The 13,649-nt window shown below is 74.6% G+C and carries 15 protein-coding genes; 3 read left to right on the forward strand and 12 right to left on the reverse strand.

Annotated elements, in window-relative coordinates:
• Positions 1–152 precede the first annotated feature (152 nt).
• The 10 genes from E0L36_RS21600 to E0L36_RS21640 form a co-directional block, all read right to left on the reverse strand.
• Complete coding sequence (locus E0L36_RS21600) at positions 153–1,562, reverse strand: LLM class flavin-dependent oxidoreductase (RefSeq protein WP_180930758.1); 1,410 nt, start codon at positions 1,560–1,562, stop codon at positions 153–155.
• An 89-nt stretch (positions 1,563–1,651) separates the two neighbouring features.
• Positions 1,652–2,266: an NADPH-dependent FMN reductase gene (ssuE, locus tag E0L36_RS21605; RefSeq protein ID WP_180930759.1), complete on the reverse strand. Its 615-nt coding sequence runs from the start codon at positions 2,264–2,266 to the stop codon at positions 1,652–1,654.
• Between the two features lie 217 nt (positions 2,267–2,483).
• On the reverse strand, positions 2,484–3,137 hold the full coding sequence (locus E0L36_RS21610; protein ID WP_180930760.1) for a winged helix-turn-helix domain-containing protein: 654 nt from the start codon (positions 3,135–3,137) through the stop codon (positions 2,484–2,486).
• A gap of 202 nt (positions 3,138–3,339) precedes the next feature.
• Positions 3,340–4,239, reverse strand: coding sequence for a TauD/TfdA family dioxygenase (locus E0L36_RS21615; protein WP_180930761.1), 900 nt, complete (start codon positions 4,237–4,239; stop codon positions 3,340–3,342).
• 64 nt (positions 4,240–4,303) lie between these two features.
• Complete coding sequence (locus E0L36_RS21620) at positions 4,304–5,377, reverse strand: ABC transporter permease (RefSeq protein WP_258016371.1); 1,074 nt, start codon at positions 5,375–5,377, stop codon at positions 4,304–4,306.
• The gene (locus tag E0L36_RS21625; protein WP_180930762.1) at positions 5,374–6,213 is read right to left on the reverse strand and encodes an ABC transporter ATP-binding protein; all 840 of its coding nucleotides are present in this window, start codon (positions 6,211–6,213) and stop codon (positions 5,374–5,376) included. The genes E0L36_RS21620 and E0L36_RS21625 overlap by 4 nt, the downstream gene beginning before the upstream one ends.
• A complete protein-coding gene (locus E0L36_RS21630; protein ID WP_180930763.1) occupies positions 6,210–7,415 on the reverse strand; it encodes an ABC transporter substrate-binding protein in 1,206 nt (401 codons plus the stop codon). Before E0L36_RS21630 ends, E0L36_RS21625 begins: the two co-directional genes overlap by 4 nt.
• Before the next feature lie 123 nt (positions 7,416–7,538).
• Entirely contained in the window at positions 7,539–7,628 is a 90-nt protein-coding gene (locus E0L36_RS28565) for a putative leader peptide (protein WP_374705571.1), read from the reverse strand.
• A gap of 211 nt (positions 7,629–7,839) precedes the next feature.
• Positions 7,840–8,334, reverse strand: coding sequence for a GNAT family N-acetyltransferase (locus E0L36_RS21635; protein ID WP_180930764.1), 495 nt, complete (start codon positions 8,332–8,334; stop codon positions 7,840–7,842).
• A gap of 185 nt (positions 8,335–8,519) precedes the next feature.
• The gene (locus E0L36_RS21640) at positions 8,520–9,470 is read right to left on the reverse strand and encodes a MerR family transcriptional regulator (RefSeq protein WP_308416865.1); all 951 of its coding nucleotides are present in this window, start codon (positions 9,468–9,470) and stop codon (positions 8,520–8,522) included.
• A gap of 97 nt (positions 9,471–9,567) precedes the next feature.
• Between E0L36_RS21640 and E0L36_RS21645 the strand changes: the two genes are divergently transcribed.
• Complete coding sequence (locus E0L36_RS21645; RefSeq protein WP_258016372.1) at positions 9,568–10,506, forward strand: alpha/beta fold hydrolase; 939 nt, start codon at positions 9,568–9,570, stop codon at positions 10,504–10,506.
• 340 nt (positions 10,507–10,846) lie between these two features.
• On the opposite strand, the gene E0L36_RS21650 is transcribed toward E0L36_RS21645, so the two are convergent.
• A complete protein-coding gene (locus E0L36_RS21650; RefSeq protein WP_180930765.1) occupies positions 10,847–11,431 on the reverse strand; it encodes an SMI1/KNR4 family protein in 585 nt (194 codons plus the stop codon).
• A gap of 151 nt (positions 11,432–11,582) precedes the next feature.
• Between E0L36_RS21650 and E0L36_RS21655 the strand changes: the two genes are divergently transcribed.
• Positions 11,583–12,323 (forward strand): acyltransferase domain-containing protein, encoded by a 741-nt coding sequence (locus tag E0L36_RS21655; RefSeq protein ID WP_180930766.1) that lies wholly within the window; start codon positions 11,583–11,585, stop codon positions 12,321–12,323.
• Positions 12,324–12,429: 106 nt separating this feature from the next.
• Here the strand turns inward: E0L36_RS21655 and E0L36_RS21660 are convergent, their stop codons facing one another.
• Positions 12,430–12,960, reverse strand: coding sequence for a GNAT family N-acetyltransferase (locus E0L36_RS21660; RefSeq protein ID WP_180930767.1), 531 nt, complete (start codon positions 12,958–12,960; stop codon positions 12,430–12,432).
• A gap of 23 nt (positions 12,961–12,983) precedes the next feature.
• Between E0L36_RS21660 and E0L36_RS21665 the strand changes: the two genes are divergently transcribed.
• The coding region (locus E0L36_RS21665; protein ID WP_180930768.1) for an exodeoxyribonuclease III at positions 12,984–13,649 on the forward strand (666 nt) is incomplete at its 3' end.

Below are 13,649 nucleotides of genomic sequence, written 5' to 3' on the forward strand. Positions count from 1 at the left end.
GACGCCGCTCGCCGGACCCGCCGGATTCGCCGGACCCGCCGGGCTCGCCGGATTCGCCGACCTCGCCGGGACTCCGGCGCGCCACCCGTGACGGGGCCTGTGATCAGTGCGGCCCCGCCGGACCGTGCGGGCGGGCGGGTGAGTGGCGGGGGTCAGCCGGGGGTGCGGGCGGTGCCGACCGCCGTCCGCGAGGGTACGAAGGGGACGTTCGGCGCCGTGCCCGCCGTGACCGGGGCGTTCGGCCCGGCACTCGCCGCGGCCGGGGTGGCCGGGGTCTCCGGCGCGTCCGGTGCGGCACCCGGTGGGGACCACAGGCTGGCGCGGCGTAGCAGCGGCAGCACGCCCTCGCCGAACCAGTACGCCTCCTCCAGGTGCGGGTAGCCGGAGAGCACGAACTCCTCGACCCCGACGCGCCGGTACTCCTGGATCAGCTCGGCGACCTCCTGGTGGCTGCCGACCAGCGCGGTTCCCGCGCCGCCGCGTACCAGGCCGACGCCCGCCCACAGCCCGGGGTGGATCTCCAGCCCGTCACGCCCGCCGCTGGCCAGGCCGTCGCGTCGACCGCCGTGCAGGGCCAGCATGCGCCGCTGCCCCTCGGAGTCGCTGCGTCGCAGCCCATCCTGGACGGTGCGGATCGTGGCCGGGTCGAACCCGTCGAGCAGCCGCCGGGCCTCGGCCCAGGCCGCCTCGGAGGTGTCGCGGGAGATGGTGTGCAGCCGGACGCCGAAGCGGGGTGCGGGCCCGGCCGGTTCGCCGGGTCCCCGGCCGAGTTCCCGTGCGCGCTCGCGGACCCGCTGGATCTTCTCGGCCACCAGCGCGGGTGGCTCGCCCCAGGTGAGGTAGACGTCGGCGGTGCGCGCCGCCACCTCGATGGCAGCGGGGGAGGAGCCGCCGAAGTAGACGGGCGGCACCGGCCGGGGCGGACGCGTCAACGTGGCGTCCTCGACGCGCAGATGGTCGCCGCGCAGGCTGACCGTCTCCCCGCGCCAGAGTCCGCGCACCACGTCGAGGAACTCGCCGGTACGGGCGTACCGGGCGTCCTTGTCGAGGAAGTCGCCGTAGGCGCGCTGCTCCTGGCTCTCACCGCCGGTGACCACGTTCAGCAGCAGACGGCCTCCGGTCTGCCGCTGGTAGGTGGCGGCCATCTGCGCGGCCAGGGTGGGGGAGAGGAAGCCGGGGCGGAAGGCCACCAGGAACTTCAGGCGGTCGGTGCGCTGGCTGACCATCGCGGTGGTCAGCCAGGCGTCTTCGCACCAGGTGCCGGTGGGCGTCAACGCGCCCTCGAAGCCGAGCTGTTCGGCGGCCCCGGCGATCAGGGCGAGGTAGTCGACGCTCGGAGGCCGGTCGCCCGCGGTGGACGTGACGGCGGAACCGTGCCCTCCGCCGACGACGTGACGGCTGTCCCCGCTGGTCGGCAGGAACCAGTGGAACGTCAGCGAGTACGGCCCCGGAGGCGAGTCCGGCCCCGGCGGCGGAGGCGGGGGCGAGTGGGGGGATACCGGGGGCGCCGGGGAGGTGCGGGACGACCGGGGTGCTCGGGGGCTTCGGGGTGGGGTCGGCATGCGGGACTCCATGGACGGGATGGATGGAGGGAACGGGATGGATGGAGGGAGGGGTGCGGACGCGTGGTGTCGGATGGGGGGGGGGACGGTCAGCCGGTGACGGCGAGTTGGCGACCGGCGCCGTCCAGCCCGCCGTCCCGGGCGGGGGAGCGGCCGGTGCTCCCGGGACGCGCGGACGGGCCCAGCGCGGCGAGCAGCCGGTCGACGGACCGCCTGATCCCGCCGACGGCCTCCGGGGCGATGGCCAGTCCGCCCTCGTCCCGCTGGGTCAGGTGCTGGTCGAGGACGAACCAGCCGTGCAGGACCCGGTCGGTACCGAGCGCGGTGAGCACCGGCCGTACCGCGTAGTCGAGGGCCAGCACGTGCGCCGGGCTGCCGCCGGTGGCCAGCGGCAGCACCGTCTTCCCGGCCAGCGCGTGCTGGGGCAGCAGGTCCAGCAGGGTCTTCAGCAGGCCGCTGTAGGACGCCTTGTAGATGGGGGTGCCGACGATCAGCGCGTCCGACCGCTCGATCGCGCGCAGCACCTCGCGGATGGCGGGGTGTCCGGTGTCGGCGTGCAGCAGCGGGGCCGCTGGCAGGTCACGCAGGGTGAGGTGCCGCAGGTCGTGACCGTCGGCGGCGACGCGGTGGCCGACGTGCCGCAGCAGCGCCGTGGTGCGCGAGGTGGGCGAGGGGCTACCGGAGATGGCGAGGACGCGAGGCATGGGGACTCCTGGGTCGGGGCGGCCGTGCGGGACGGGTTGGGGGCGCCAGGACGGATGGGGGCGTGGCGGCGCGGTTCCGGCGGTGTGGCGGCCCCCGTGGGGTGGGCCCGCGCTGAGGTCGCGAGAGGGCCCGCGCGGGGCGAGGGGCGTACCGGGGAATCGGCGTGAACGGACGGAACGGGACGCTGAGTTGGGCCGGGTTGGGTGGGGCGCGCGGTCAGGCCGGATCGGGCAGGTACTTGTAGCCGACCCGGCGCACGGTGACGACGCGCCGCCGGTACGGGGCGCCCAGCTTCCGGCGCAGCCGGGCGATGTGGACGTCGACGGTGCGCCCGTCACCGACGTACTCGTGGCCCCAGATGGCGGCCACCAGGTGCTCCCGCGAGTGCACCCGGTGGGGATGGGCGAGCAGATGGGTCAGCAGCTCGAACTCCAGGTAGGTCAGGTCGAGCGGCCGTCCGTCCACCGCCGCCGTGCGCCGCTCCGGGTCGACCGTCACGTCCCGCCCGCCCGCCGGCGGAGAGGCGGGCGCGCCGGTGGGCGTCGGCGGACCGGCGTACGGGAGTGGGGGCTGGTCGCCGTTCGGGAGGGCGCCGGTGTAGGTGACGGTCCGGAACTCCGGCTCCACGCCGTCGAGCGTGAACAACTGGGTGGGGTCCGTGCCTTCGGGTACGAGGACGAGGTAGCCGACCAGCGGCGTCCCGTCCTCCTCGCCCGTCGGCCGCCCCGGCGGGACGGTCGCGCGCGCACCGTCCCCGTCTCCCGGCTGCGCGGGCGGCGTGTCCACGACGGGTGGCGTCTGGCGCACCACGCGCAGACGGCGGCGCTCCGGACGGGTGGTGGGGGTCTCGGTCGGCAGCGCGGGGGTCATACGGTGCTCCTTCGGTTCGCGAGTCGGCGGTGGCGCGCGGGCGGTCGTTCACGCGGGCCCGGTTCCGTTCGTCCGGGGCCCCGCCGCCCGCCGGACGGGACGGTGTCCGGCGAGCGGCGAGCGGTGTCCGGGGGCGGGCGGTGGCTCGGAGGCCGGGGTGGCCCAGCGGGTGAGCGACCGGATGCCGGGGGCGGGCCGGGTGTCAGGCGGCGGCCGGGGTGTAGTGCCCGGCGTCGTCCCCCTCAACGAGTCGGCTGGGCGTGCCGTCCACCCCTACCGGCACGTCCCCGGCGACCGTCACCCGGTGCAGGCGGCGCGGGAGGTCGCCGTAGTCGTCCGGCGCGTAGTGCTGGGTGGCGCGGTTGTCGAAGAGCACCAGGTCGCCGGGGGCCCAGGACCAGCGCACGGTGTTCTCCGGACGGGTCACGTACGACTGGAGGATGCGCAGCAGGTCGTGTGACTCGGAGGGGCTGAGGCCCACGATGCTCTGCGCGAACCCCCCGATGAACAGGCCCCGTTCACCGCTTTCCGGGTGGACGCGCACCACCGGGTGCTCGGTCCGCCAGCGCCGTGAGGTGAAGACCCGGCGGTGCTCGGCGGCCCGTTCGGTCTTCGGCGCGGCGTAGTCGTAGTCGTTGGTGTGCACCGCGCGCAGCCGGTCGGCCAGTTCGCGCAGCGGGTCGGGAAGGTCCTGGTAGGCGCTGACGGAGTTGGCGATCAGGGTGTCGCCCCCGTACGGCGGGACGGTGAGGCCGCGCAGCGTGCTGGCCTTCGGCGGGGTGCGGACGAAGGTCACATCGGTGTGCCAGCGGTTCGCCCGGACGCCCTCCGCGCCGTCGACGGGCAGGATGTTCGGTTCGCCGTCCACCGAGGGCACCGTGGGGTGGGCGGCGGTGAGTTCGCCGAACAGCCCGGCGAACCGGACCTGGTCGGCGTCCTCCAGCCGCTGGTCTCGGAAGAAGAGCGCCTTGTGGGTCAGCAGCGCCGAGTTGATCTCCTCGACGAGGGCGGGTTCGAGTGGCTGGGCGAGGTCGACGCCGACGACCTCGGCGCCGATGCGTCCACCGACGCGACGGATGTCGACGGTGAGTTCACGGGACATGACGGACCTGCTTTCTCCACGGAGGAACGGATGAGGAACGGGGGACGGTTGGTGGCGGGGTGGCTCAGGCGGTGCGCCAGCTGGTGAACCGGCGCTCCAGCGCGAGGAGCAGCTGGTTGAAGGCGACGCCGAGTACCGAGACGGTGAGGATCCCGGCGTACATCTGCGGGATCGCGAAGTTGTACTGGGAGTTGTTGATGAGGAAGCCCAACCCGGCCTTGGCGCCGACCATTTCGGCGGCCACCAGGACGAGGATCGCGGTGGCCCCCGCGAGCCGGACGCCGGTGAACACGGCGGGCACGCTGGCCGGGAGGATCACCCGGACGAAGAGCCGGTGGGGCGGTGTGTTCACCGAGCGGGCCAGTTTGAGGAGCGTCGGGTCGACCGTCCGTACGGCGCTGACGGTGTTCAGCAGAATGGGCCAGGTGCAGGCGAACAGCACGATGGAGACCTTCGAGGTCTCGCCGATGCCCAGCAGCAGCACGAACACCGGCAGCAGCGCCAGCGCGGCCGTGTTGCGGAAGATCTCCAGCAGCGGGTTGAGGAACCGGGCCAACGGCCGGTACCAGCCGATGAGCAGGCCCAGCGGCACCGCCAGCACCACCGCGAGACCGAATCCGCTCAGCGAACGCACCAGGCTGGCCCGGGTGTCCTCCCACAGCTGACCGTCGAGCAGCAACTCCCACCAGGCGAGGGCGACCTCGGAGAACGGGGGCAGGAACACCCGGTCGGCCAGGCCGAGTCGGGGTGCCGTCTCCCACAGCAGGAGCAGCGCGACGATCGCGGCGACGCGGACGAACAGGCCCGACACGGCGCTGCCCAGCCATCCCGCGAAGGTCCTCGAACGTGCGGCGAAGGAAGGGGAGTTGGCGGCCGCCGTGGCGGAGGCGCCCTCCGCCCGAGCCGCCCTGACCTCGGCCGCCCCGACCTCCGCCGAACCGGTCTGCGCCGCACGGGGTTCGGACGCACCGGCCTGCGCCGAAGCGGCCTCGGACGCACCGGGCTCGGCCGAACTGGCCGCCGTCGCACCGGTCCTGGCGGGACTGGTCTCCGCTGAGCCGGGTGGGGTGGTGGCTGGGCCGGTCCCGGTCGTGGGGGTGTCGTGGGCCGTGGCCGTGGGCCGTACGGGGACACTCATGCCGCGGCCGCCTCTCGCTCCACCTCGCGCGCACGGTCGACCTCGTCGTGCAGCAGCTCCCACACCCTGCGCCGATGGCGGGTGAACTCCGGGCTGGAGCGCGGGTCTCCGGTGTCGTCCCGGCCCTCCAGCGTGATCGGGAGGACCTCCTTGACCCGGCCGGGCCGTGAGGTCAGCACGGCGACCCGCTCTCCGAGGAGCACGGCCTCGTCGATGCCGTGCGTGATGAACACCACCGTTTTTCCCGTCCGCCGCCAGATCCGGAGCAGTTCGTCCTGGAGGGATTCCCGGGTCTGCGCGTCCAGCGCGCCGAACGGCTCGTCCATCAGCAGGACGTCGGGGTCGTAGGCGAGGCTGCGGGCGATGGCGACGCGTTGCCGCATCCCGCCGGAGAGGGCGTGGGGATGCCGGTCGCCGAAGCCGTCGAGTCCGACCAGGTCGAGGAACTCCCGGGCACGCTCGCGCCGTTCGTGGCGGGGCACGCCGGTGGCCTCCAGGCCGAACTCGATGTTGCCCAGCGCGGTGCGCCAGGGCAGCAGCGCGTACTGCTGGAAGACGGTGCCCCGGTCCGGGCCGGGGCCGGTCACCGGTTCGCCGTCCACCAGCACGCGTCCCGTGGTGGGGTGGTCCAGTCCGCCGAGCAGGTCGAGCAGGGTTGACTTGCCGCAGCCGCTCGGCCCGACGATGACGGTGAACTCCCCCGGCGCGACGGACAGTTCGATGTCGTGCAGCGCGGTGACGTGCCGGGGCGCGATGGGGTCGCGCCGTGGGCCGCGGTCGCGCCGGGGGAAGGTCTTGCCGACCCCCTCGAAACGGATCTTGGGCGTGGTGGTCATCGAGGCTCAGCTCCCCTGGAGTTGGCGGTGTGGCGGCCGGTGGTGTGTGGGGGCCGGGCGGCGCGGGCGCCTCCCGTGTGGTCGGGGACGGGGGTGGCCCGGGCGGGTCCGCGGTAGCGGTTGTAGGCGTTGGAGTAGGCGCGGGGGATGTCGACCCGCTCGCGGGCGATCTCGTCCCGGTCGTCGAGCCACTCGGCCCAGGTGGACAGCTCCCGCGCGGCGATCCGGCCGCCCGATCCGGCCACCCCGTATGACTGCCAGTAGCGCAGGGGCGTGGTGTCCTCGCCGCGGTCGCGCCGCCGGACGATGCGCAGCATCCGGTCGACGACCTCCTCGTGGGGCCGCTCCCGGGACCACTCGATCGCTCGCGCCACGCCGGTGACGAAGGCGCGCACCACGTCCGGGTGACGGTCCAGGAAGCGGTTCGCGACGACGTACGTCCCCGCGCTGAACGAGCCGAGCAGTTCGTGGTCGTTGACGAGGGCGCGGACCCCGCCCCGCTCCAGCGCCTGGTCGCGCAGGATGTCGCCGAGCACCGCGACGTCGATCTGCCCTGCGCGCAGGGCCTGTTCGAGGTTGACGGGCGGCAGCGCGACCCGCTCGACGCGCTGCGCCTCGTCGTCGCTGAGCCCCTCCTTCCGCAGGTAGGTGTCGAGGACGGCCTCGGCGTGCGCGCCGAGGGTGTTCATCGCGACGCGCTTGCCGATCAGGTCCCGGCCGTCGCGCAGGGGGCCGTTCCGCCGGACGTACAGGCCGTGGTAGCGCTTCTCGTCCACGCCGTAGTAGCTGACGACGGCGGTGACGGGGGCCTTGGCGGCGGCCATCTTGACCACCGCGCCGTTGAAGGCGCCGCCGAAGTCCACCTGGCCGGAGGCGGCGGACTGGATGTCCTGCGGGCCACTGGTGGTGTTGCCCACCCACCTGAGCGACACACCGTCCAGGTAGCCGAGGTCGGCGGCGAGTTCCGGGGGAGTGACGGTCCCGGCCCAGCCCTGGTAGCGCAGGGTGTCCGGTGGGACGCCGTCCCTTCCGCCGACGGTGCCGCAGCTCACCGCCAGCGCGGACAGGCTGAGTAGCCCGAGGAACCGCCGCCGCCCCGTGGCCCGTTGGGCCGTGGACGGTGGCGTGGCGCGGTGGGGTGGCGGGGTGGTGGACGTACTGGGGGACCCGCCGTGGGCACGGCGGGGTGGGTTCGCGGACATGCGTCTCCTGGGAGGCGTGCGGCACCGGCCGTCACGGCTGCGGGAGTTGGGGGCAGCCGGAGGCGGGCGAGGGGGAGGAGAAAGGGAGACGAGAAGGGCGGCGCCGGGTGACGGCGCGCTGCCTTAGGCGCGCCGACAGACGGCGCTGGCTACGCGACGGAGGTCGACGTGCCGACGGCGCACGAGCAGCGACGTGGGAGGCATGTCCACCATCCTGCGGGTCGTCGCTCGGCCCCGTCAATACTTTCCTAGGAATTTGATAGGGAAACTCGGGTTGGGTGCGCGCCGCCCACCCGTGACCGGAAGAGCCGCAGGTCAGCGCCGTGCGCCCGGGGTGGCCCCGGCGAAGGCCCAGTGAGGGACCTGCCGAAGCCCCCGACGAGTCCCGGCGAAGCCCTGCCGGGGCGGGGCCCGGGGTGGTGGCTCAGAGGGTGAGGCTGAGGTGGGGGAGGACGCGGCCCGGGATCGAGCCGGAGGGCGCGGACCCGGTGCGCTCGGCGCCCATCGCGCGGTAGAACGGCTCCGCGCCCGGGTCCGCGTCCACCTCGAGCCGTCGGAAGCCGAGCCGCCGCGCCTCGTCCGCCGTGGCGGTGAACAGGACGCGCCCCAACCCCCGCCCGATCGCTGCGGGTTCGAGGAACATCATCCCGAGCACCCCCTCGGGCGGCTCCCCTTCGAGGGTGGTGAAGCCGAGGACCCGGCCGCCCTCCTCCAGCACGGTGGTGCGGCGGGACGTCACCTCGCCCGGGAGCAGGGTGAGTTCGGCGCGGCAGGCGGCGAGGAAGTCCGCGTCGTAGCCCCAGTGCCCCTTCGACCGCAGTGCCAGCTCGGTCAGCTCGCCCGCCTCCTCGGGACGCGCCGCGCGCAGCGACGGCCGTCCGCCCGGAGGTCCGTCGCCCGGCTCCGACAGCGTCGTCATCCCGTCTCCGTCCTCTCCGTCAAGTCTCTGTCCTCTTCGCCCTTGTTCGTCCCGCTCGCCTCGCCCGCGCCGCACGCTCCGCTACCCGCCCCGGCTCCGGCCCGGTTGGTCGGTTGGCCTGCTGTTGGTCGGTTGGCTGGTTGCTGGTCGGCCGTCCAACTGGCGCCGTGGCCGGGGTGGTTGGCTCAGTGGATGGAGCGGGCGGGGCCGGTCGGGTGGGCCGTCTGGTGGTCCAGGGCGGTGGTGAGCCACCGGTCGGCGCTGCCCGGGGTCGGCTCGGGTGGGCCGGACGGCGGGCTGATCACCGTGGCGGTGAGGTCCCAGTACCGGTCGATGCGCGGGTCGGCGGCCAGCTGGCGGCTGAGCCGCCGCCGGAAGGCGGGGGTGTCGCGGAGGCCGCGGGCGTGGGCGTGCGCGGAGACGAAACAGTCCAGCGCCTCACCCCCGGCCGGAGCGCGCCCCGCGCGCAGCTTGGCCGACGCCAGGTCGTACGCCTCGACGAGGCCGTCGTACAGCACGGCGGGGCGGTACCGCTTGTCCGGCCGGTGCGCCTCGGGCTGGGTGGGCGCGCGGCCGCCCGGGCAGTCGCCGGAGACGAGGTCGTGCAACCGGGCGAAGGCCAGCACCTGTTCCGGTGCCGGGTCGGTGGGTGGCTGGGGCACCGCGTGGTCGAGGATCGTGGTGACCACCCGGCGGGGGAGCCGCGCGGGCAGCCAGCGCCGCCAGAAGCGGGCCAGCGCCGCCGTGTCCGGCGGGACCCGTACCGCGCCGATCAGCCGGAGGCGGTCGGCGCGTTCGGCGGGCGGGCAGTCACGCAGCAGCCGCAGGGCGGCCTCCCGCCAGCGCAGCGCGGCCAGTTGGTCACCGACCTCGGCCAGCCGCCCGGCGACCGCCGTCTCCAGCGCGGCCTCCTCGTCCAGCGCCCGGCCGACCTCGGGCAGCGGCAGGTCGAGGGCGCGCAGCGCGCGGATCAGCCGCAGCCGGTCGAGCGCCTCCGCGCCGTACCGGCGGTGACCGCCGCCGCTGCGCGCCGCCTCGGGAAGCAGCCCCCGGTCGGAGTAGAAGCGGACGGTCTTGACGGTGACGCCCGCGCGTTCCGCCAGCTCGCCGATGCTCCACAGCCCGTCAACGGTCACGGCTTGAACCTCCCTCAGGGGGAGTTCCTACCGTACCGGCGAACGCGGAGGACCCGACGGGCCCTCCGGGCGGATCGTCGCGTGCGAGGAGGCGCTGATGACAGGGATGACGGGGACCAACGGGATGGGCGGGACGACGGGGACGGGCGGCGGCGGGGGAGCGGCCCCGGGGGCGACCGGTCCCGTGGCGGAGACCGTGGAGCGGCCGGGGGAGACCCGGCCGGCCGCGCGGGGGCCGGTGTTCGTGCTGGTCTCCGGTGGCTACACCGGCGGCTGGCTGTGGCGTGAACTCGTGGCGCGGCTGCGGGCGTTCGGGGCGGAGGCGTACCCGGTGACCCTGACCGGCACCGGGGACCGCCGTCATCTCGGTGGCCCGGAGACGACGGGCGCGACGCACGTGGAGGACCTAGTGCGGTTCCTCGACCACCTCGACGAGCCGGAGGTGATCCTGGTCGGCTACTGCTACGGCGTCTACCCGGTGCTCGCCGCCGCCGAGCGGCGTCTGGAGCGGGTCGCCCGGATCGTCTACCTGGACGCGCCGATGCCCCTCGACGGGTACTCGCCGCTCGGGCAGGCCACCGCGATGATGCCCGACGCCGACACCCGCGCCCGCATGGTGGCCCAGGCCGAACGGGCGGAGGACGGCTGGCGTGTCCCCGCCCCCGCCACACTGGACGAGTGGCGCGCCGCCGCCAACGTCGCCGGGGTGCCCGACGCGACGCTGGAGCGCCTGCACCGGCTGGCCTCCCCGCAGCCGCTCGGCGCGCTCACCCACCCCTTCCACCTCACCGGAGCGGCCGACGCCCTGCCGCTCACCGGGATCTTCTGCACGGTCGGCGGCATGATCGACACCGCGGGGCTCCAGGAGCTGGTGAACTCGGGGGAACCGGCCGTCCAGCGGATGGCCGGTCCCCGGGCGGGCTTCTTCGACATCGCCACCGGTCACTGGCCGATGCTCTCCACCCCGGACGAACTCACCGACGTGCTGCTGCGGGCCGCCGCCGACGAGGGGCACCGCCTGACCCCGGCCGCCTGACCCCGGCGGTCTGCCCCCGGTTGTCTGTCCGGTGGCCAACTCGGGGGTGGGGCAGGCGCGTTCGGCCCGCCGGGGTGACGGGGGTATCCCGGCGGGCCGCGCCTCCCGAACCGCCCGTACGCCCCCGAGCGGGCCGCGCGCCCCGGAGCCGGTGGCCGTACCCGGGAGGGGAGGCACCGGCGGGGCGCCCAGCCGGATCCGCGCGCCGCCGGGCCGGTCGCTGGTGCGCCGCCCGGCACCCGCTCAGGGGCCGCCCCGGAGACCTTCCGGCACCACCGCCGCCACCGCCCTTCCACAGCACGGGAGTTGGCGGTTGGCCGGGACGGGGGCCGGGTGGGGCTCACTCCACCTCCCACTCCAACTCGCCCTCGCTGGTGACGATCGGCTCCCAGTGGTGCACCACCTCGCCGGTCTCCAGGGCGTGCGCCACCGCGTCGAGCAGCGTGGGCAGGGAGCGGTAGACCGGATGAACGCCGAACCGGCCGCCCTGCTCGTGGTCGTCCAGCCCCACCCGGGCGGGGGCGCGCACCGAACGCTGGTCGAGTACGAGGTGGTTGCCGCAGTCGTCGGTCGCGAACGGGATCCACAGGTCGTCCCAGCCGTCGTACACGTCCTGGTCCGGCGGGTGTTCCCGGGGAAGACCGGCCTCCCGCCGGATCCGGCGGCACATGGTGGCCCGGTCGACGATCTCCGCCACGCTCAGGAGGCGGTACATGAAGACGAGTTCGTGATAACCGGAGCCGTCGTGCCGGGACAGCGACTCCACGAGCGACGGGGGGAAGGGCACCCCCAGTGCCCGTTCCGCTTCGGCGATGTCGGCGCGTTCGGCGGGTGGCGCCAACTCCCGGTGGGTGGCGGGCGCGTGGGCGGCGAGCCAGCTCTCCACGCGGCTCCAGGACAGGGCGAGCGGTGGTGCGTCAGTCATGCCGGAAGGGTGTCAGCGGGCACCGACAGCGCCCCGGCGCGCGCTCCGGCTCGTCGCCTGTCGCGGGTCGCACCGGGCCAGTTGGGGGAAAAGCGGGCGCTGAGCGGAACCGGAGTGGCGCCAACCGGCTCTCCTGGGTGAGGGTTTCGGGATGAGCGTCGCGTTCGTCTTTCCCGGCCTGGGCTCCGAACGGCCCGGCATGCTGCACCGGCTCCCCGACACGGCCGCCTCCGCGACGGTGCTCGCCGAGGCCGAGTGGAGCCATCCCGGCGGCATCGCGGAACTCGACACGGCGGACGCGCTCGCCGACTCGCCCACGGCCCTGCACGTCGCGCTGCTGATCGCCGGAGTGGCGGGGGCCCGCGCGCTCATCGAGGACGAGGGGGTGCGCCCCACGCTCGTCGCCGGGCACGGCACCGGCGGGTACGCCGCCGCCGTGATCGCGGGGGTGCTCACCTTCGAGGAGGCACTCAAGTCCGCCCGTCTCCGGGGGGAGTTGCTGGAACGCGGCACCGAGCCGGCCTCGGACGTGGCGATCCGGCTCGCCCAGCACCTGGCGACCATCGTGCGCCGCCCCCAGCAACTCCCGTACGTGACCAGCGCGGCGGCCACCGGCACCGGATACGGCCCGATCTGTGTCTACGGCGACACCAACGCCGTCTTCGACGACCTCGCGCGCTCCGTCGCGCTGCTCGCCCGGTGGGACGCCATGGCGCGGGCGCTCGCCGACACCGGGGTGAGCTGCTTCGTGGAGCTGCCCCCCGGGCGTGAACTGACCCGGCACAGCGGCACGTTGCCGTCCCGGATGCACGCGGTCTCGGTCGAGGAACACGGCATCGCGGAGACCGCCGAGCGTGCGCGCACCGTCTCCGTCGGCCTCGCCCCCGCCTGAGCCACAGCACCGCCCCCCGCCTGAGCCGCATCCCCGTCGACGCCCGGGCACACCAGCGTCGAGAGCGGGGCCGGGCCGATCGGCCGGGGGCGGGTGAGCCGGGCCGTCAGCCCGGGCTGGTCCCGGGGGCCGCTTCGGGGACGGCCGGGGACTGGAGCGGCTTGGCGTAGCAGCGGCTCTCCTCCTTGAAGCGGTACAGCCCGAACTTGTCCGACTCCGGCAGGGGCGCGTAGCCCGAGGAGGCGTACAGCTCCATGGCCTCCGGCTGCTCGATGCCGGTCTCCAGCACCATCCGCACCCGCCCGGCGGCGCGGGCGTCCTCCTCCAGCAGGGCGAGGATGCGGCGGGCGAGGCCCCGGCCCCGGGCCTCGGGTATCACGTACATCCGCTTTATCTCGGCGTCCCCTGTGAGGTATCCCTCCTCCGGGTCCTCCTGGGTGCGCCAGCCCCCGGTCGCGACGGGCTCGCCCGCCTCGTCGTAGGCCAGGAGGTAGACGCCCCGGGGTGGCGCGAACATCGACGGGTCGAGGGGTGTGACATCCCCCTCATCGCCGTACCGGACGGCGTACTCCCGCTGTACGGCGTCGTTGAGCCGCACGGCGTCGGGGTGGTCGTAACGCATGGGGACAATCCGCATGCCGGGCATCGTAGGGTGCGGGTGTGCGAACGGTGACAACGGTCAATGTGAACGGACTGCGGGCGGCGGCCAAGAAGGGCTACACGGAGTGGCTGGCCGCCACGGAGGCGGACGTCGTCTGCCTCCAGGAGGTGCGTGCCGAGCCCGGGCAGCTCAGCGCCGAGGTGCGCGAGCCCGAGGGGTGGCACACCGTCCTCGCCCCCTCCTCGGCCAAGGGCCGCGCCGGGGTGGCGCTGCTGACCCGGGCCGAACCGGAACGGGTGCGTGTCGGCTTCGGGGAGCCCGAGTTCGAGGCCGCTGGGCGGTACGTGGAGGCCGACCTGCCGGGCCTGACCGTCGCCAGCCTCTATCTGCCCTCCGGCGAGGTCGGCACCGAGCGGCAGGACGAGAAGGAGCGCTTCATGGCGGCCTTCCTGCCCTACCTCAGGGAGCTGCGGGAGCGCGCCCGCGCGGACGGGCGTGAGGTGCTGGTCTGCGGTGACTGGAACATCGCGCACCAGGAGGCCGACCTGAGGAACTGGCGGGGCAACCGCCGCAACTCCGGCTTCCTCCCCGAGGAGCGCGCCTGGCTCACCCAGGTCCTCGACCCCGCGGACGGCGGCTACGTGGACGTCGTCCGCGCGCTCAGCCCGGACGTCGACGGCCCCTACTCCTGGTGGTCCTACCGTGGCCGGGCCTTCGACAACGAC

Origin of the sequence: Streptomyces sp. AJS327 (assembly GCF_013450295.1) — a bacterium.
In the GTDB taxonomy this organism is placed as follows: Bacteria; Actinomycetota; Actinomycetes; order Streptomycetales; family Streptomycetaceae; genus Streptomyces.

Bases quoted from the DNA above. Each gene is read 5' to 3' on its own strand.
- E0L36_RS21635 (WP_180930764.1), bottom strand. From the start codon at position 8,334: ATGACGACGCTGTCGGAGCCGGGCGACGGACCTCCGGGCGGACGGCCG.
- E0L36_RS21660 (WP_180930767.1), bottom strand. From the start codon at position 12,960: ATGCGGATTGTCCCCATGCGTTACGACCACCCCGACGCCGTGCGGCTC.
- E0L36_RS28565 (WP_374705571.1), bottom strand. From the start codon at position 7,628: ATGGTGGACATGCCTCCCACGTCGCTGCTCGTGCGCCGTCGGCACGTC.
- E0L36_RS21655 (WP_180930766.1), top strand. From the start codon at position 11,583: ATGAGCGTCGCGTTCGTCTTTCCCGGCCTGGGCTCCGAACGGCCCGGC.
- E0L36_RS21630 (WP_180930763.1), bottom strand. From the start codon at position 7,415: ATGTCCGCGAACCCACCCCGCCGTGCCCACGGCGGGTCCCCCAGTACG.
- ssuE (WP_180930759.1), bottom strand. From the start codon at position 2,266: ATGCCTCGCGTCCTCGCCATCTCCGGTAGCCCCTCGCCCACCTCGCGC.
- E0L36_RS21615 (WP_180930761.1), bottom strand. From the start codon at position 4,239: ATGTCCCGTGAACTCACCGTCGACATCCGTCGCGTCGGTGGACGCATC.
- E0L36_RS21620 (WP_258016371.1), bottom strand. From the start codon at position 5,377: ATGAGTGTCCCCGTACGGCCCACGGCCACGGCCCACGACACCCCCACG.
- E0L36_RS21625 (WP_180930762.1), bottom strand. From the start codon at position 6,213: ATGACCACCACGCCCAAGATCCGTTTCGAGGGGGTCGGCAAGACCTTC.
- E0L36_RS21650 (WP_180930765.1), bottom strand. From the start codon at position 11,431: ATGACTGACGCACCACCGCTCGCCCTGTCCTGGAGCCGCGTGGAGAGC.
- E0L36_RS21600 (WP_180930758.1), bottom strand. From the start codon at position 1,562: ATGCCGACCCCACCCCGAAGCCCCCGAGCACCCCGGTCGTCCCGCACC.
- E0L36_RS21645 (WP_258016372.1), top strand. From the start codon at position 9,568: ATGACAGGGATGACGGGGACCAACGGGATGGGCGGGACGACGGGGACG.
- E0L36_RS21610 (WP_180930760.1), bottom strand. From the start codon at position 3,137: ATGACCCCCGCGCTGCCGACCGAGACCCCCACCACCCGTCCGGAGCGC.